This is a genomic window from Niastella sp. (assembly GCF_045805085.1).
Taxonomy (GTDB): domain Bacteria; phylum Bacteroidota; class Bacteroidia; order Chitinophagales; family Chitinophagaceae; genus Niastella.
This window is the reverse complement of sequence record NZ_JBJMLX010000506.1, coordinates 1-18,260: the sequence shown is the minus strand read 5'-3', so window position 1 is coordinate 18,260 and position 18,260 is coordinate 1. Positions and strand designations below refer to the sequence as shown.

Here is an 18,260-nt window from a genome sequence, read left to right as displayed (position 1 = left end):
TGGTAAGCAGCCAGAGATACCAATGCGGCCGCAGTGGCGCCCAGCGCTGCAGGTACAGGTATTGACCAGAATTTTTCTTTATCCCGGATAGCCAGGTGCCAAATGGCGCCAGATAACAATCCGGCCGTATTGGCAATCGCCAATTCAACACAAGAAGCCCATTGCACCGTTATTGAAAATTGCAGACTGGTTACCAGAAATAAGCACGTAAAGAAAGGCAAATATTCATAACCCTGCCGCTGTGCCACTACCCGCTTAATAATTACATACCATACCGGCATGCATATTATCCACAGTACTAAGGAGAATATTCTGATGTAAGTTATTTCGCGAATGGTATCGATGGCTGCAAATGTTTTCGACACCATCAGTTCGGTGAGCCATCTCCCCTGTACAGCAAACATCATCAAATCGCTTCCTGGCCTGTAATTCCATATTTGAAATATTTCGTCCGTATAAGCATATTCGGTAAAAAAAACAGGGTAAAATATAACGAGCACTACAAGGAACAAAAAACTCAACAGGTAGATATCTTTCCGTTGAAGACCGGTCATGGAATTGGTTATTTGGTATTTAGTTTAGAATAGGATGTTAGAATGATTAAAAGACTGGTTTAAATTGATAAAGTAACAGGCTTGACCAGTTGATAAGGCCGGTTCGTTGCAGCCGGGCAAAAAATAAGGTTGATAAGCTGATATATATTTTTTTCATATCAGCTTATCAACCCTATCAACCTTTCTTTTAAGAAACTATTTCTCTTCGGTCAACCCCGCGATCATATATTCTTTATTGAGGCGGGAGATATTTGTTACAGAGATCTCTTTCGGACAAACTGCTTCACAGGCCTCGGTAAAGGTGCAGGAACCAAATCCTTCCTTATCCATTTGATGAACCATGTTCAGCACGCGTGATTTGCGTTCGGGTTCACCCTGTGGTAACAAGGCCAGGTGCGATACCTTGGCGGAAAGGAACAACATAGCCGAGCTGTTTTTACAGGCCGCTACGCAGGCGCCGCAACCAATACAGGCAGCAGCAGCGAAGGCTGCATCAGCTTTATCTTTCTCGATGAGCATGGCATTGGCGTCAACGGCATTCCCGGTATTTACAGAAATATAGCCACCAGCCTGTACAATGCGGTCGAATGAGGTGCGGTCAACAACCAGGTCTTTTATAACCGGGAAGCTATTGGCGCGCCAGGGTTCTACTACAATGGTATCGCCATCTTTGTAGGCACGCATGTGCAACTGGCAGGTTGTATTGGCATGCCAGGGCCCGTGGGGGCGGCCATTAATATACATAGAGCATGCACCGCAAATGCCTTCGCGGCAATCGTGGTCAAATGCAATTGGGTCTTTTCCTTCTTTTATCAGTCGCTCATTCAGCACATCGATCATTTCCAAAAAAGACATTTCAGAGGAAATATCACTTACCTGGTAAGTCTCAAATCTACCTTGCTCCTGGCTGTTCTTTTGTCTCCACACTTTCAGCGTAAGGTTCATTGTATAGTGCTCCATTATATAAACGTGTTAATTAGGGAATTAAAAATTTATTTGTAACTGCGCTGAGTTGGTTTGGCTACGTCGAAGATCAACTCCTCTCTATGTAATTGCCAGTCGCTTTCGCCTTTGAACTCCCAGGCAGATACATACTGGAATTTGCTGTCATCGCGTTTGGCTTCGCCTTCATCTGTTTGCGATTCTTCGCGGAAGTGGCCACCACAGCTTTCATTGCGGTTAAGCGCGTCTTTACACATCAACTCACCCAGCTCAATGAAGTCGGCTACGCGGTTGGCTTTATCCAGCTCGGGGTTCATTTCATTGATACCACCTGGGATGCGCACATCGCTCCAGAATTCTTTTTTCAGCTGTTGAATTTCGATGATGGCTTCCTGCAACCCTTGCGCGTTACGGGCCATACCACATTTATCCCACATGATCTTACCGAGGCGTTTGTGGAAACTTTCTACTGATTGCGATCCTTTGATGCTCATCAGCTTTTCTATGCGGTCGCGTACTGCTTTTTCTGTTTCTACGAATGCCGGATGATCTAATGAAATTGCTTTAGTAGAAATTTCATCGGCCAGGTAGTTACCAATGGTGTAAGGAATTACAAAGTAACCATCAGCAAGGCCCTGCATCAGGGCTGAGGCGCCCAGGCGGTTAGCGCCGTGGTCGCTGAAGTTGGCTTCACCCAGGGCATATAAACCAGGGATGCTGGTCATCAGTTCATAGTCAACCCACAACCCACCCATGGTATAGTGCACTGCCGGGTAAATACGCATGGGCACTTCGTATGGGTTTTCACCGGTAATCTTTTCATACATATCGAACAGGTTACCGTATTTCTCTTTAACAACGTCAAGACCGTGTTTGCGGATCACTTCTTTTGAAGGATTGGTGATCCCCAGCTTACCACATTCGATCTTACCATAACGCTCGATGGCGTTGGCATAATCGAGGTAAACGGCTTGTTTGGATGAACCTACCCCATAACCGGCATCGCAACGCTCTTTGGCAGCACGGCTGGCCACGTCGCGTGGTACCAGGTTACCGAAGGCGGGATATCTTCTTTCGAGGTAATAATCTCTTTCTTCTTCGGGGATGTCGCCTGGTTTGCGGTTATCGCCCTGTTTTTTGGGAACCCAGATCCGGCCATCGTTACGCAGTGATTCCGACATCAACGTCAGTTTCGACTGGTGATCGCCACTCACCGGGATACAGGTGGGGTGAATCTGCGTATAGCAGGGGTTGCCAAAATAAGCGCCTTTGCGGTGTGCTTTCCAGGCAGCGGTTACGTTGCTGCCCATGGCGTTCGTACTTAAGTAGAATACGTTGCCATAACCACCGGAACATAACAATACTGCATGTCCGAAGTGGCGTTCCAGCTCACCGGTAATGAGGTTGCGCACCACAATACCACGGCATTTATCCTGGCCGCTTTTTTCATCCTTCACCATTACAATATCCAGCATCTCGTGGCGGGTATACATGGTTACGTTACCCAGGGCTACCTGGCGTTCGAGGGCCTGGTAAGCGCCAATCAGCAATTGCTGACCGGTTTGACCTGCAGCATAGAAAGTACGTTGTACCTGTGTACCACCGAATGAACGGTTGCTGAGCAAGCCACCATATTCGCGGGCCAGGGGAACACCCTGCGCCACGCACTGGTCAATGATGTTAGCACTTACTTCAGCCAGGCGGTGTACGTTGGCTTCACGCGCGCGGTAGTCACCACCTTTAATAGTATCGTAGAATAAACGGAAAACAGAGTCACCGTCGTTTTGATAGTTCTTTGCAGCATTAATACCACCCTGTGCGGCAATAGAGTGCGCACGGCGGGGAGAATCCTGAAAACAAAATGCTTTTACTTTATATCCCAGTTCGCCTAATGATGCAGCAGCAGAAGCACCGGCCAGTCCGGTCCCTACAATGATCACTTCCAGCTTGCGTTTATTAGCGGGGTTTACCAGTTTGCAATGTCCCTTATAATCAGTCCACTTCAGATCTAACTGCCCGGCGGGAATTTTTGAATTAAGCATATCTAAAATTTCTTGTTTTTAAATTTCGTAAAGGATCAAATGGTTGTAATAATGAACGTCTTACCTATTCTTCTTAATTATTGTTCACCCAACCAAAATAGATACTGATGGGCATCAATGCAAACAGTAAAGGAACGATAATGGAGAAAGCAATGCCTGCGCCCTTAGCCATGGCTACATATTTTTTGTTGTGCACGCCAACTGTTCTGAACGAACTTTGGAAACCATGCAGCAGGTGCCAGGCCAGTGAAAAGCAACCCAGCACATATACAACTACTACCCAGGCTTGTGAAAACACCAGTAACATTTTGGTGTATACATCATGAATGGGTGCGCCATTATTGTAAGTTACTTCGCCCAGTGTAGTGGCATAAGTGATACGTGAGGGGATCCAGAAGTCCTGAATATGGATAATGAGGAAGAGCAGAATGAGGGTACCCAGCAAGCCCATCGACTTTCTGTACCAGGCGCTTCCTTTGCTGCCCATAGCTACCTGATAACCTTTTTTGCGGCGGGCCCGGTTTTGGAATTCGAGCATATACCCCTGGATAATATGAAGGAAAAATCCCAGGAAGAGGCCTATTTCCATAATACGGATCACATAGGACGCTCCCATAAAATGTGCCGCTTTGTTAAACATTTCACCGTTGTCGCTGTCATCCACCAGATCAGCCCAGATACAGGCATTGATCCCAACGTGAACAATAAGAAACGAGATCAGGAACAAGCCGGTAAATGCCATTACAAACTTTTTACCTACCGAAGATGTGAAGAACTCAGACCATTTCATGCGAAAATGAATTAATTGATAGTATAGTCCACACAGCATGCCTGCCAGCATACAGTGATCGCGTCCGGCCAAATTATCATCGCCCTCTATCTATAATGAAATTTGCCAGTGACGTTTCATCTGAAAAAAGGTTAAGGGCACAGGTATTAATTATACTTTTTGTTAGGGGTATAAGGCACACCTGCATTAGATCGAGATAGGTTAAAGAACAAAGAGCTTTTAAAATCCATCGCTGAAGGCAGCCACTAAATTTGCCGCAAATTTAACGCAGCAAGCTTAAAAATCAACACCCTGTTAAAATTTTCCTGTAAATCCACCCGCTTTACCCCGTCTTTTAAACCGGAAAGAATGATTTTCATGAGGTAAAATACTTAGCCGGTTTTAACGTTACGGTGGTATAATAGATTGAGTTACGGACTCATTTTGTTAAAATCCCTATCTTTAGCCCCTTTAAATCTACTTAATGAAACAGGAAGAGGATTTTGAAGCCAACTTAGCAGGCGAAGATGGTACCGGTGAAGAGACCAAAAGAAGCTGGTTCAAACGCATTAAGAAAGGTATCACAACCAGTACCGCTGAAAAGAAAGAAACACCGGAAGGTTTATGGAGCAAATGCCCCGAGTGCGGCTATATCTGTACCATGACAGAGCTCCGGGAGAACTTGTTTGTTTGTCCTAAATGCACACATCACCACCGGATAGGCAGCGCCGAATATTTTGAAATTCTGTTTGACGACAATAAATACGAGGTGCTCTTTGAGAACATCCGTTCCAAAGACTTCCTTCACTTCACCGATTTGAAGTCGTATGGAAAGCGCCTTGATGAAATTTGGGCAAAGACCGACATTACCGACTCCATTCGTATTGGGAAAGGGGTCTTAAAAGGAATACCTTTTATGGTAGGTTGTATGGATTTTGAATTCATCGGCGGATCCCTGGGTAGTGTGATGGGCGAACGGATAGCCCGGGCTATAGATGTTTGCCTGGAAGAAAAAATACCCCTGATGATCATTTGTAAATCAGGTGGCGCCCGCATGATGGAAAGCGCCTTCTCGCTGATGCAGCTGGCGAAAGTGTCGGGAAAATTATCGCAGTTAACAGATGCAAAAATTCCTTATATCTCCTTACAAACCGACCCATCGTTTGGTGGGATCTCGGCTTCGTTTGGGATGCTCGGCGATCTGAATATTGCCGAACCAGGCGCCCTGATCGGTTTTGCCGGTCCGCGGGTAATTAAGGAAACAATTAAAAAGGACCTGCCCGAAGGTTTTCAGCGAAGCGAATTCTTACTGGAACACGGGTTCCTTGATTTCATTGTTCCCCGGAAGGAATTAAAAGAAAAACTGGCTACCGTATTATCTTTGTTTAAGAACTAATACAGTTATATTTAAGTGCGAAGTATGAAGTAAGAGGCAGGAAAATGGCTTTTTACTTCATACTTCCTATTTTTGTTTATTATGGCAGACATGAGGAACCGCTCGGCTTACCACGATTATTTCATCGAAGATAAATACGATGCGGGTATGGTATTGGTGGGATCGGAAGTGAAATCACTGCGCGCCGGACGCGCCAGCTTCAACGACAGCTTTTGTTATTTTCATAGAGGCGAATTGTGGGTCAAAAGCCTGCACATTGCCCAGTACTCTCACAGCTCGCTTTACATTCACGATCCCGTTCGGGAACGCAAATTGCTGTTAACCAAAAAGGAGTTGCGGAAACTGGAAGCCAAGACCAAGGAAAGAGGTTTCTCTATAGTTCCATTGCGTATTTTCTTTAATGAGCGGGGATTTGTAAAAATAGAGATTGGCCTGGCCAAGGGTAAAAAGAATTACGATAAGCGGGAAACTATCAAGCAGCGGGATAATGACAGGGAGTTGAAGCGCTATATTAAGTAGTTGACCAGTTGATCAGTTAACCGGTTTACGAGTTAACAAGTTAACAAGTTGACAAGTTAACGAGAAAGGGAAAAACATATGAGGTTAAAAGTAGCAGGTTGATAGAGTTGAAAGGGTTGATAGCGTTGATAAAGGTTGCCGCGTCGCGGTCTTTGCCCTCTGCCTTCTGCCCTCTGCCCTCCATCATTAACTACTGAAGATTCATAGTATAAATACGACCCCCATCACTAATTAAATAATTTATTTTCCACACAATTTCCCGATTACTCTAAGAATTGAAAACTCCGGTATATTTTTGTAGGCAGGCATTACCTGCCTGTTATTGCACACTTTGAATCTGTATCCTTCCGAACTAATATCCGGTTGAAGAACACCCACCCAGGAACAAGCCATAGGCCGCATAGAAAAGCGTTAAGTACCCAACTGGCATACACTTAACGGGCTATTTTCGTATTAAGAAATTTGCAATTTATTGCTTGGCTTGATTTTTCTACTTAAATTAACATATGCTACGCATTATTTTGGTTCTCTCTTTATTAGTAACCGGAAGGTTTGCTTTTTCCCAATCTATATCGGGTTCCTGGTATGGCAAGGCTGATGTTGTAGCGCAAGGCGTTTACAATAACTATCTTACCGAGTTGGTATTAAAACAAAAAGGAAGTTCAGTGGAGGGTGTTTTTGGCTATTATTTTAAAGATACATATCAAAGCTTTTTTGTTCGTGGCACCTACGACCAAACTACCAGGCAGGTAAGCATAAAAAACCTGCCCATGTTGTTTTACCAGTCCAGGGCCACTCAGAACGGGGCCGAATGTATGATGGATTTTGAAGGCACCTTGCGGGTAAGCCATGTTAAAAGCTCCATGAGCGGTGCATTTGTTACCATTGACAAATACAAGTATACCTGCCCCGAGATGCGGGTAAGCTTTACCATGGACGTGGCCACCAAAAACCTAGATAGCATGTTGAGCAGCAGCATTGTAGGCAAACGCTTCTGGATGCCGCAACGGGAAGATGTGGTAATAAAAAGCAACATGCCTGTTGTAAACACCGCCCCCACATCGGGTACTGCCAGCATTGCCCCGATAAAAATTACCGACAGCGCTATTGATGCTTACAGCGAGCGTAACCTGGTAGCCCAGTTCACCCGCAGAAAGATCGCTTATACCAAGGACCTGGAAATAGGCAGCGATTCCATTCGCATCAGCCTGTATGATAATGGCGAAATTGACGGCGATACCGTTTCCGTGTTCGTGAACGGCCAACCGGTAGTTACGCATCAGGAGCTCACCGCCCGGGCCGTGAATATTTATCTTACGCTCGACAATAGCAAGGATGTAAATGAAGTGAGCCTGTTTGCCGAGAACCTGGGCCGCATCCCACCTAATACGGCCTTAATGGTGGTTACCGATGGCATTTCCCGGTTTGAGGTATTTCTTTCCAGTTCTTACACCCAAAACGCCACCGTGCGGATCAAAAAACGAATATCGCGACATTAGCGATTTACATACTTATATAAAGTAAATGGTGAGCCACCTTCAAAAGGTGACCCACCATTTTTTATTTTTATTTAGAACAGTTCCGGTTGTTCCGGATCTTCTTTTTGTTCTTTCATCGTCCACTCAAACTCCGTGCTCTTGCTAAAATCGGCCAGTTTGGTGCCAACCGCTTTCCAGCCCATTACCTCCACCATATCGGCAATCTTGATCTTTTGCGTGCGCACCTGGGCGCCGCGACCCGTTTTTATTTGCACAATTGGCTCGGGATGCGTGGTCACCGCTTCCAGGTAATTGCCCTCCCCTTCTTTTATCAGCATGAACTTGTTACGGATGGTAGTGGTTTCAATATGGAACCGTTTTACATTGAACTGCTGTTTGTCGTTATCCAGGTAAATAGCAGTAACCGTTTTCTCGGGATTGAACTTCTCTATCTCGATCACTTTTTCGATATCAAACTTCTGCGTCAGTTCCTGATCGGTGATCTCGTAGTTACCATCTTTGTATATTACCAGTATTTTATCTTCAGGTTGGAAGCTGCCGAGGTACTCCCCTTTCGCCTCGGTACTCAACCGGCCGAACTGATCGTCGAACCACAGCTTTTTACCACCCAGGGTTGATTTACCAGCTTCTTTGAACTTAACTGATTTTACCCTGAACTTGGTTACCTGGTTACCCAGGCTTTGGCGGGCCTTGATCTCCAGCTCTTCAAAATAAAAGTCGAACTCTTTTTTGCGGGCTGTACTGTTGGGATCCAGTACCACTCTAACAACTTCCGCCTCGCCATTGGAGTTGGCGCTGAAGTAATGTACTTTAGCTTTCTCCGCACCTTTATTGGTAAGATCGTATTCTTTATCGCGGGTAATACCGGTTACGTTAAAGCGTTTGGCATAAGTGACGCCAGATTTTCCATCTACATAGATCATATTGTAAGTGGTACGCTCGTCGTTCTTCTGGAAAATGGCAACGTGTATGATATCCTTGCCAATAAAGGCTTTTTCAGACACCTTCACTATTTTCATTTTACCTGAACGCGTAAAGGCGATGATGTCATCGAGCGAGGAACAATCCCCTACAAATTCATCTTTCTTTAAACCGCTGCCAATGAAACCATCGGCCCGGTTCACATACAGTTTGGTGTTGGCGATGGCCACCTGTTTTGCCTGAATGGCTTCAAACAGTTTGATCTCGGTTTTACGCTCACGACCCTTGCCATATTTCTGCAGCAGGTTTTCATAATACGCAACGGCGAAGTCAACCAGGTTATTCAAATCGTGTTTAACCTGTTTGATCTCTTTATCGAGTCCTTTTATCTGGGCATCCAGTTCATCGATATCCAGTTTGTAGATACGGCGAACCGGTTTCTCTGTAAGCTTTACAATGTCTTCCCGGGTAATATCGCGGCGAAGCTGTTTGCGGAAAGGTTTGAAGGCTTCGGTAATACCATCCAGCACTTTTTCCCAGGTGGCATAGCGTTTCTCCAGCTCTTTATAGATCTTTTCTTCAAAGAAGATCTTTTCGAGCGAGGTGTAGTGCCATTTTTCCTGCAGCTCGGCCAGCTTTATTTCCAGCTCGCGTTTCAGCAGTTCTTTTGTATTCTCAGCCGAAATGCGCAGCAGTTCATGAACGCTGATGAAGGTTGGCTTTTTATCAACGATCACGCAGGCGTTGGGTGAAATGCTCACTTCACAATCGGTGAAGGCGTACAAGGCATCGATGGTAATGTCGGGTGAAATGCCCGGTGCCAGGTCGATCAGCACTTCCACTTCAGCAGCGGTGTTATCCGTTACTTTTTTGATCTTGATCTTACCCTGGTCGTTGGCTTTCACAATGGAATCCATTAACTGGGTGGTGGTAACGCCATATGGCACGTCGCGAATAGAAAGTGTTTTTTTATCCACTTCTTCAATATGCGCGCGCACCCGCACTTTACCGCCGCGTTTACCTTCGTTGTAGTTGGTAATATCTATCATGCCGGCGGTTTGAAAGTCGGGCACCAGCTCGAATTTCTTGCCACGCAGGAATTTTATAGCGGCTTCTATGATCTCACAAAAGTTGTGGGGTAATATTTTAGTGGCCAAACCAACCGCAATACCTTCTGCGCCATGGGCCAGCAGTAACGGGAATTTCATGGGCAGCGTTACCGGTTCGTTTTTACGACCATCATAACTTACGGCCCACTCGGTGGTTTTGGCATTAAAGGCAACATCCAGTGCAAAGCGGCTCAGCCTTGCTTCTATATAACGGGGAGCGGCAGCATCATCACCTGTACGCACATCACCCCAGTTACCCTGGGTCTCGATCAACAGGTCTTTTTGACCCATGTTCACCAGGGCATCGCCAATACTGGCGTCGCCATGGGGGTGGTATTGCATACTTTGCCCAATGATGTTGGCCACTTTGTTAAAACGGCCATCATCCATTTCTTTCATCGCATACAGGATACGGCGCTGTACGGGCTTTAACCCGTCTTCTACAGCCGGCACGGCTCTTTCAAGGATCACATACGATGCATAGTCAAGGAACCAGGTTTTATATTGACCCGCTACCCCTGAATCGCTTTGTTGTAAAAAACTATTGTCTTTACTTTTTGCCATAATTAGTTTAATACTATTGATTCAAAATCTTCGTCAAACTTTTTGAAATAACGGCAGTTTGCCTTCTTATTTTTTCTGCTTCCCTATCAATCCCAAATGCGTATTCTGAAAACTATCCGGATATTTTAATCCATATCCTAACATCCTGTCCATACTGGAATGACCAAATAAGATCAAACCAATCAACTGTACCACTTCATTATTCAAATACGCTCCGGCGATATACAAAACGATTGCAACCGCCTTGTGATGAAAAAAGTTATACAACCATGCGCCAACCTTAGTATTTACCATATAACCAATCATACTCAGATCAGGTGTCAATATCAGCGCCAGGTATACCCACCAGGCAAATGACAACCGGCTAAACAGGTAAATGCTCAACGCCAGCATGGCGGCCTCTTCCAGGGCTATCAGTTTTTTCATAGGATCTATTGTGTCGCTTCCTCCGTTACGGGCTGGGCCGATTTACCTTTCACTTCAAAATCTTTCATACCCTTCAGCTCACCCTGCACATCATAATTACCGCCGGCTATCAGCTGTTTCAGCCGCCACAAAATATAGGCATCGCCGGTGGTTTGCTTACTCTTGTTCAGAAAATTATTGATGATCTTGCTGGCTTTTTGCCAGTCGTTGGTGATGTACTTCTTCAGTTCTTCATCATAAAAATCATAATCCTTCTGCCCTAACTTTTTACCGCCTTCCAGTAAGCGCACGCCTTTATCTTCATTTTGCAAACGCGTCCATTCATCGGGGTCTACTTCAAATTCACTCAAGGTGATGGGGCGGGCTAATTTCTTAGCCTTTAAAAATTCTTTGGGTGGGATCTGGCTCAGCCATTCGGGATAGAAGATCAATCCCTTTTCATTGATGAAGGGCAGGTTGTTCAGGTACAGGATATATAATTTTCCCTGAAAATCTTTTAACTGGCTCATGAGCCAGTAATAACCGCTTACATCGTGTTTGTTCTGGGCGGCCCAGATGTATACTTTTTCATCGGGGGCAAGCGCCAGTTTTACAATCAGATCAACGACGATCTGCATATCGTCTACCTCGAACATATCTACTTTTCCGTCGTAATCGCCACCGGCCAGCACTTCGCGCCACCATTGCCTGCGGGCCTCGATGCCTTCTTCCTCATATATATTCTTTATTGGCCCTACGGCATAATCGTCTTTTATCAGGAGCACATCGCCCTGTAATGTTTCATCGAGCTCGATGGCTTTCTTTAAAACATCCACATCGGGTTCGTTAAATACTATGTGAATCATTTTTAAGTTTATTTCGTTTTAACCAGTTCCAGGCCTATTTAGCCGCTGTTGTGGCTGCTGCTTCTGGTGCCGCTGTTTCGTCTGCCAGATCCAGCTCTACGCGCAGGTTGTCGATAATAAACTCCTGCCGCTCCTGGGTGTTCTTACCCATATAGTATTCCAGTAATTGCTGAACATGATCGCCCTGTTCAATGATCACCGGTTGTTTGCGCATTTCAGGACCAATAAAGCGGGCAAACTCTTCAGGGGAAATTTCACCCAATCCTTTAAAACGAGTGATCTCCGGTTTGCCGCCCAGCTTTTTAATGGCTTTTTGTTTTTCTACTTCGTCGTAGCAATAGAAAGTTTGTTTTTTATCGCGTACGCGGAATAAAGGCGTTTCCAGAATGTATACGTGACCATTCTTCACCAGGTCGGGGAAGAACTGCAGGAAGAAGGTCATCATGAGCAAACGGATGTGCATACCATCCACGTCGGCATCGGTAGCAATAACAATGTTGTTATAGCGCAGGCCTTCGTAGCCATCTTCAATATTAAGGGCGTGTTGTAACAGGTTGAACTCCTCATTTTCATACACCACCTTTTTTGTCAATGCAAAACAGTTCAACGGTTTACCGCGTAAGCTGAATACCGCCTGGGTTTCTACATTGCGCGATTTGGTAATGGATCCGCTCGCAGAATCACCCTCTGTAATAAAGATGGTGCTTTCTTTTGCCTTCTCCATGATCGATTCCTTATCGCGGCCTGTTGGCTCATCGTTATGGTGGTAGCGACAATCGCGCAATTTGCGGTTGTGCAGGTTGGCTTTTTTGGCGCGTTCGTTCGCCAGCTTTTTAATACCGGCCAGTTCCTTACGTTCGCGTTCGCTTTGTTCAATACGCTTTTTTAAAGAATCAGCCACCGTAGGGTTCCGGTGCAGGTAATTGTCCAGCTCTTTGCTCAGGAAATCACTTACGAAGTTGCGCATGGAGGGACCGCCTTCATATACTACCTGTGAACCCAGCTTAGTTTTTGTTTGCGATTCAAACACCGGTTCCTGCACGCGCACTGAAACAGCCGCGCAAATGCTGCCCCGGATGTCGGCCGCATCATAATCTTTTTTATAAAAATCACGCAGGGTTTTCACAATCGCCTCGCGGAAGGCCGCCAGGTGGGTTCCACCCTGGGTGGTATACTGACCGTTCACAAATGAATAGTACTCTTCCCCATATTGGTTCTCGTGGGTGAGGGCTACTTCAATATCTTCGCCTTTGAGGTGAATGATGGGATAGCGCAGTTCGTCTTCGTTTGTTTTACGCTGTAACAGATCGAGCAGCCCGTTCTTACTAACGTACTTTTTACCGTTGAAGTTCATCACCAAACCGGCATTCAGGTAACAATAGTTCCACAGCTGGCTATCGAGATACTCGTGTATGTAATGGAAATTCTTGAATACGGTTTCATCGGGAATGAAAGTAACCATGGTACCGTTACTTTCTGAAGTTTTATTCTCCTTGTGTTCTTTGGTAAGAATGCCGCGTTCAAATTCGGCTGTTTTCTCTTTGCCTTCGCGGTAGGCGGTTACTTTAAAATAGGTGCTCAGGGCATTCACCGCTTTAGTACCTACCCCGTTCAGCCCCACACTTTTCTGGAACACTTTGCTGTCGTATTTGGCGCCGGTATTGATCTTGCTCACTACTTCCACCACTTTACCCAACGGAATACCCCGGCCGAAGTCGCGAATGGTAACCGATTTTTCGTTGATGCTGATATCAACCTGTTTACCATAGCCCATGGTATACTCATCGATACAGTTATCGATCACCTCTTTGATCAACACGTAGATACCGTCATCGGGACTGGAGCCATCGCCCAGCTTACCGATATACATACCCGGACGAAGGCGGATGTGTTCCCGCCAGTCAAGCGATTTAATCGAGTCTTCGGTATAATCAAACAAGTCGTTTTTTTCTGTCTTTGCCATGTTTATACGGATATGTCTTTTTCGTGAATCGTCAATGGTGAATGGTGAATAGTTTCCGATTACGCCAGGTTCGCCATAAATAGTAAAATTTCATCATGTTTTAGCATCCCGGAATGGTCCGTGAAAAATTCATAAAACACTGGAAATAAATGATGTAAAGATGCACAGTTGCAGTAATTCCCCTTTCTCTTCCGCAAAACCGGCCACAATCTACAAATCGTACACCAAAAACGCCTGAACGGGCAAATATAGCCAAATGAGGGCAACCGTTTTTTTATTGAGTTATTAACTATTGTGGAAAATTTTAAAAGAAAGTCACGAAACCCCGCCTTCGCTAAAGCTACGGCGGGTGAAACTCGCCTATGCCAGGGCCTTGCGCCGGGTGAAACCTTCCTACGCCAGGGCCTTGCGGCATCCGCTAAAGCTTTAGCTGCATGCGGATGGCCGTACAAGCAGTTGTTGAAGCGCTACTCAAGGTTCGAACTTTAACAGAGCAGGATCAGCTTTTATTGCCTCGATATTGCCTGGAAGTTGTAGGGGAGTTGCCTGAGAGTGGTCAGAGAGTTGTCTGGGAGTTGCCTGGGAATGGCCTATAGCACTAGGGTCTCCAGGCAATATGTAGGCAACCCCCAGGCAACTCTTGGGCAATATCCAGGCCATTCCCCTACCAGTTTACTACCACTCCGATACCATTAGACTAGTATAAAGACACCCAAATGACTACAGTCTACTCCCATTACGGTAGACCATCCCAACCATCCCATCCATCCTATTCATCCCAGTTCAGACGTTATTGCTGTTTTTTCGAATTAACCCATTAAGTTGCAGCCGATTCACCGTATAATTTTGATCTTGTATGAGTACAGCACTGGCCCAACTAACCGATGTTTCGGTGACCGCAAATGGCGTTGACATATTAAAAAATATCAATCTAACCATACAACCCGGCGAACAATGGGCAATCGTTGGCAGATCGGGCAGCGGTAAAACCACCCTGGCCCAGGCCCTTGCGGGAAGAATCTTTCATAGTGGCGCTGTTTCGTTCCACCTGCCCAATCATACCCACGCCAACCGCATTTTGCTCATTGAACAACAACATCATTTTAAGAACCGGTCCAATACCAGCGATTTTTATTACCAGCAGCGATACAATTCCTCCGATTCGGAGGATACCATGACCGTGCAGGAGGCACTGCAGCCTTTTATGGACAGCCAACCCTCCACCAACTGGATAGAACAACTGCATCTTACCCATGTGTTGTCCGAGCCGCTGATCCAACTGTCGAACGGGGAAAATAAACGGCTGCAACTGGCCAAAGCCCTGTTCCTTGACCCGGCCCTGCTGATCATGGATAACCCGTTTATTGGGCTGGATGTGGAAGGCCGCCAGAGCCTGCACCGCATTCTGGATACCATTGTAGCCAGCGGGATTTCCATTATCCTCATCACACCGCCGCAGGAACTGCCCAATTGCATAACGCATGTGGCCGTGCTGGAAAACGGACAACTGGTTTCGGCCGGTAAAAAGTCGGCTACCCAATTACAAGCGGCTGCTGTGGGACCTGCCCTGCCTGCTGAGATCATTCAGAAATTGAAGGCCGCCGGCGAGAGCAATCATTTTACTACGGCGGTAAAAATGAAAAATGTGACCATCAGGTATGGCGAAAGAACCATTCTGCAAAACATAAACTGGGAAGTTAAGAAGGGTGAATGCTGGAGTATTTCGGGACCCAATGGAGCCGGAAAAAGCACTCTGCTGAGCCTGGTAACAGCCGACAACCCGCAGGCCTATGCCAACGAACTGTACCTGTTTGACCAGCGCCGGGGCAGCGGCGAAAGCATTTGGGATATTAAACGCCGCATAGGTTTTGTTTCGCCCGAACTGCACCTGTACTTTGACCGAGGCACTTCCAGTTTTGATGTAATTGCTTCGGGTTTGTTTGATACCATCGGGTTGTTCAAACAAATCTCTACCATTCAACAGGAGCAGGTACAAAACTGGATACAATTACTGCAATTGCAATCCCTGCAACGCCGCCCGCTTTTTCAACTGTCACTGGGGCAGCAACGCATGGTGTTACTGGCCAGGGCGCTGGTGAAAAACCCGCCGCTGCTGATCCTGGATGAACCTACCCAGGGCCTTGATGAGGAACAGATCAGTTATTTTAAAACCCTGGTGAACCAGCTGTGCGAAACCTTCAACACTACCCTGCTGTATGTGACGCATTATAGTAAGGATCTGCCAGCGTGCATCACTCATGCAGCAATGTTAAATAATGGAACTATGGTGACTACAGAGGCGGTACAATAGGCAATAGACAATAAGCAATTGACAGATTATAAAAGCAAAGTGCCACGACATCCTTTCGGAAGCGCGGCACTTTTATATTTATTGCTAACTGCCTATCGTTTTATCACCTTGCGGGTGATTACGCCATCGCCGAGCACTATCTGCACCATATACACGCCACTGGCCATGCCGGTTAAATCGAACGTATATCCACTGCTGCCGGTTGCATTCAGCCGTTGCGAGGCCACTTGCTGCCCCTGACTATTAAATACGTTTATTCCCTTTACAAAGGTTGGGTAAGGATAGAATTGTATAGTGAATCTGCTGGTGGTAGGGTTCGGCGCTATCATAAACCCTTTTGATTTCAGGACATCACTTGCCGTATAAGTATACACATTAATATCGTCGAGATACACATTATTCTCGTGCTCATTGGTATTAGCGAAGGCAAGTAATATTTGTCCGGCGTTGATATACGGCGTGAGATTCACCGAGTCTTTCCGCCATTCGGTTGATTTCGGTTGATAAGTAAGCGAATCAGGCTTTAACACGGTAAGCAGGTTTTTACCGCCTTTCTTATACAAACTGGTAAAGATGGCGCCACAATCCTTGCTTATCAGCACCTCCAGCGTATCGAACGGGTTGTTCACTTTGCCGGTATCGGTTACTGCTGCTGCCGCCAACTGGAAGGTCATGAAAGCAGAATCGCCTGAAGTTATATTCATTAATGGCAGGCGGAGGTAATCCTTCAGGCCATTGGCCTTATAGTCAAAATTGCGCATCACTACTGATGCATTACCGGTTTTAGCGGCCACCGTTGTTCTTTCCCAGGTTATATTTTTATCGGGATTAACAATATCCCAGCGTGCCGGCGGGAAGGTAGGATTCTCAAAGCTTTCTTTATAAGGCGGAGTGAGCGCCTGGTAGTACTGGAAGGCTAAGGTAATAACGTCATTTGCCTTATTTTCATCGGTGACGCCATTGGGTGATGAGATCTCCACGTTTAAAGTATGCGTTCCTTCTGCCCCAACGTTTATCGCATTCAAAGTAACACTCGTTTCTTTTAATGAAGCCAGTGATCCAGTCCAGTTAGTGGTAGAAACTGTGCCGTTATCGAGGGTTGCCTTAATAGTAAGCGCCGTTATGGCTGTAGCGCCCGGGTTCCGCACGGTAATAACCGGTGAGAACGTGGGACTGCAAACGCGTTGTAACGGCACATTAATACTCTTAGCAGCCGCATCGAGGCTATAGAGGATAACAGGGTCGGCGCCATTAGAGGTGAGCATTGTTGGCCGGTACATGTTTATAGTTGTTTCCATGCGTGTTTTCTGATCGAGGGTGAACATCACCATACACGCATCATCGGTATAATCCATAAAATTCTGGTACATAACACCCGGCGCAGTTGGGCTACAGGCATCGGTATGTACTGAGTCGCGGAAACAGCCAGAGGTCCAGGTTCCCTGGTTGGGGGTATCATCGATGAAGTCGGTACCCGAGCAACCATTTTCATCGCCCCAGATATGGTACAGGTAAAAGTAATGGCCTGTTTCATGGGTGAGGGTGCGGCCCATACCGTACACTCCGGGATTGCCCGGCAAGGTAGTATACCTGATCACCACCCCATCTTCCCCGGCCGGACTACTATTAGGAAAAGTGGAATAGCCCAGGTATCCCCCTCCCAGGTCAGTGATCCATACATTAAAGAACCGGTTATGGTCCCAGGCGTCGGCGCCGCCCTGAGAAGTATATTTAACCCGGTTATCGTCTATGGTAAAACCAGAAATAGATGTAGTAACCCGTTCAATACCATCAGAGGGTTCATCATTGGCGTTCCGCTGGGCCAGTTTGAACTGGAAAATGGGTTTGGAAAAGAAAGGTTTGAACCAGGCAGGAATAAGGGAAGAATCGGCGTTGAGACCTGCATAGTCTATGTTCAAACGGTCGATCTGGGCCTGGATCTGGGCATCGGTCACCAACAATGGATTCTGCAAAACAATATGAAATACAACGGGGATATAAATGGGGGAACCTTCCACCCGTAGCACCTGCGCCAGGGCTTTTCTTTTCAGAAAGGCCTCCTTTACATGTTGGGTTTGTAGCTGAAACGCCGATCTGAGGGAAGGGTTCCGTTTAAAGGTATTTTCCATCAGGGGCATAGAACCGCATCTTTCCTGTGCCAGGCCGGAGGTCATACTCCCTATCATACACACAAAACAGGCTAACAGTCCTTGTAGATTTTTTCTCATCATATTGGTTATTCCTAATACTTACGTAATATCCTTAAAAAATGTTGGTTTTCCGTTTCAAAAATAGATATATGGCCGCGTTTTACCGGTAAACCGTCCAATAACCGGTATAGAACATAAACGCGGGCTTAATAACCGTATTATGGTTCCCCGGCTGTCAAAATCAGACATC

General features: G+C 46.1%; 13 protein-coding genes. 4 read left to right on the top strand and 9 right to left on the bottom strand.

Annotation, left to right across the window (positions count from 1 at the left end):
* From ACJ751_RS26515 to ACJ751_RS26500, 4 genes are all read right to left on the bottom strand, one after another.
* Window positions 1-554 (bottom strand): hypothetical protein (locus tag ACJ751_RS26515; RefSeq protein ID WP_407748556.1); only part of this gene is annotated, 554 nt, incomplete at its 3' end.
* A 195-nt stretch (window positions 555-749) separates the two neighbouring features.
* Window positions 750-1,514 (bottom strand): succinate dehydrogenase/fumarate reductase iron-sulfur subunit, encoded by a 765-nt coding sequence (locus tag ACJ751_RS26510; RefSeq protein ID WP_407748555.1) that lies wholly within the window; start codon window positions 1,512-1,514, stop codon window positions 750-752.
* Window positions 1,515-1,546: 32 nt separating this feature from the next.
* Window positions 1,547-3,538: a fumarate reductase/succinate dehydrogenase flavoprotein subunit gene (locus tag ACJ751_RS26505; protein ID WP_407748554.1), complete on the bottom strand. Its 1,992-nt coding sequence runs from the start codon at window positions 3,536-3,538 to the stop codon at window positions 1,547-1,549.
* Between the two features lie 73 nt (window positions 3,539-3,611).
* The gene (locus ACJ751_RS26500; RefSeq protein WP_407748553.1) at window positions 3,612-4,328 is read right to left on the bottom strand and encodes a succinate dehydrogenase cytochrome b subunit; all 717 of its coding nucleotides are present in this window, start codon (window positions 4,326-4,328) and stop codon (window positions 3,612-3,614) included.
* A 463-nt stretch (window positions 4,329-4,791) separates the two neighbouring features.
* On the opposite strand from ACJ751_RS26500, the gene accD reads away from it, so the two are divergent.
* The 3 genes from accD (at window position 4,792) to ACJ751_RS26485 (ending at window position 7,721) form a co-directional block, all read left to right on the top strand.
* Complete coding sequence (accD, locus tag ACJ751_RS26495; protein ID WP_407748552.1) at window positions 4,792-5,703, top strand: acetyl-CoA carboxylase, carboxyltransferase subunit beta; 912 nt, start codon at window positions 4,792-4,794, stop codon at window positions 5,701-5,703.
* An 81-nt stretch (window positions 5,704-5,784) separates the two neighbouring features.
* The gene (gene smpB / locus ACJ751_RS26490) at window positions 5,785-6,222 is read left to right on the top strand and encodes an SsrA-binding protein SmpB (RefSeq protein WP_407748551.1); all 438 of its coding nucleotides are present in this window, start codon (window positions 5,785-5,787) and stop codon (window positions 6,220-6,222) included.
* A gap of 506 nt (window positions 6,223-6,728) precedes the next feature.
* Window positions 6,729-7,721: a hypothetical protein gene (locus ACJ751_RS26485; protein WP_407748549.1), complete on the top strand. Its 993-nt coding sequence runs from the start codon at window positions 6,729-6,731 to the stop codon at window positions 7,719-7,721.
* A 71-nt stretch (window positions 7,722-7,792) separates the two neighbouring features.
* On the opposite strand, the gene ACJ751_RS26480 is transcribed toward ACJ751_RS26485, so the two are convergent.
* From ACJ751_RS26480 to ACJ751_RS26465, 4 genes are all read right to left on the bottom strand, one after another.
* Window positions 7,793-10,315: a DNA gyrase/topoisomerase IV subunit A gene (locus tag ACJ751_RS26480; RefSeq protein ID WP_407748548.1), complete on the bottom strand. Its 2,523-nt coding sequence runs from the start codon at window positions 10,313-10,315 to the stop codon at window positions 7,793-7,795.
* Between the two features lie 66 nt (window positions 10,316-10,381).
* Window positions 10,382-10,741 carry a DUF4260 domain-containing protein gene (locus ACJ751_RS26475; RefSeq protein ID WP_407748547.1) on the bottom strand — a complete coding sequence of 120 codons (360 nt, stop codon included), beginning with the start codon at window positions 10,739-10,741 and terminating at the stop codon, window positions 10,382-10,384.
* Between the two features lie 5 nt (window positions 10,742-10,746).
* Window positions 10,747-11,586 (bottom strand): DUF1835 domain-containing protein, encoded by an 840-nt coding sequence (locus tag ACJ751_RS26470; RefSeq protein WP_407748546.1) that lies wholly within the window; start codon window positions 11,584-11,586, stop codon window positions 10,747-10,749.
* Between the two features lie 34 nt (window positions 11,587-11,620).
* Entirely contained in the window at window positions 11,621-13,549 is a 1,929-nt protein-coding gene (locus ACJ751_RS26465; RefSeq protein ID WP_407748545.1) for a DNA topoisomerase IV subunit B, read from the bottom strand.
* 856 nt (window positions 13,550-14,405) lie between these two features.
* On the opposite strand from ACJ751_RS26465, the gene ACJ751_RS26460 reads away from it, so the two are divergent.
* Window positions 14,406-15,860 carry an ATP-binding cassette domain-containing protein gene (locus ACJ751_RS26460; RefSeq protein ID WP_407748544.1) on the top strand — a complete coding sequence of 485 codons (1,455 nt, stop codon included), beginning with the start codon at window positions 14,406-14,408 and terminating at the stop codon, window positions 15,858-15,860.
* Window positions 15,861-15,952: 92 nt separating this feature from the next.
* Here ACJ751_RS26460 and ACJ751_RS26455 read toward each other — a convergent pair whose 3' ends face one another.
* Window positions 15,953-18,088 carry a M43 family zinc metalloprotease gene (locus ACJ751_RS26455; RefSeq protein WP_407748543.1) on the bottom strand — a complete coding sequence of 712 codons (2,136 nt, stop codon included), beginning with the start codon at window positions 18,086-18,088 and terminating at the stop codon, window positions 15,953-15,955.
* Window positions 18,089-18,260: the final 172 nt, after the last annotated feature.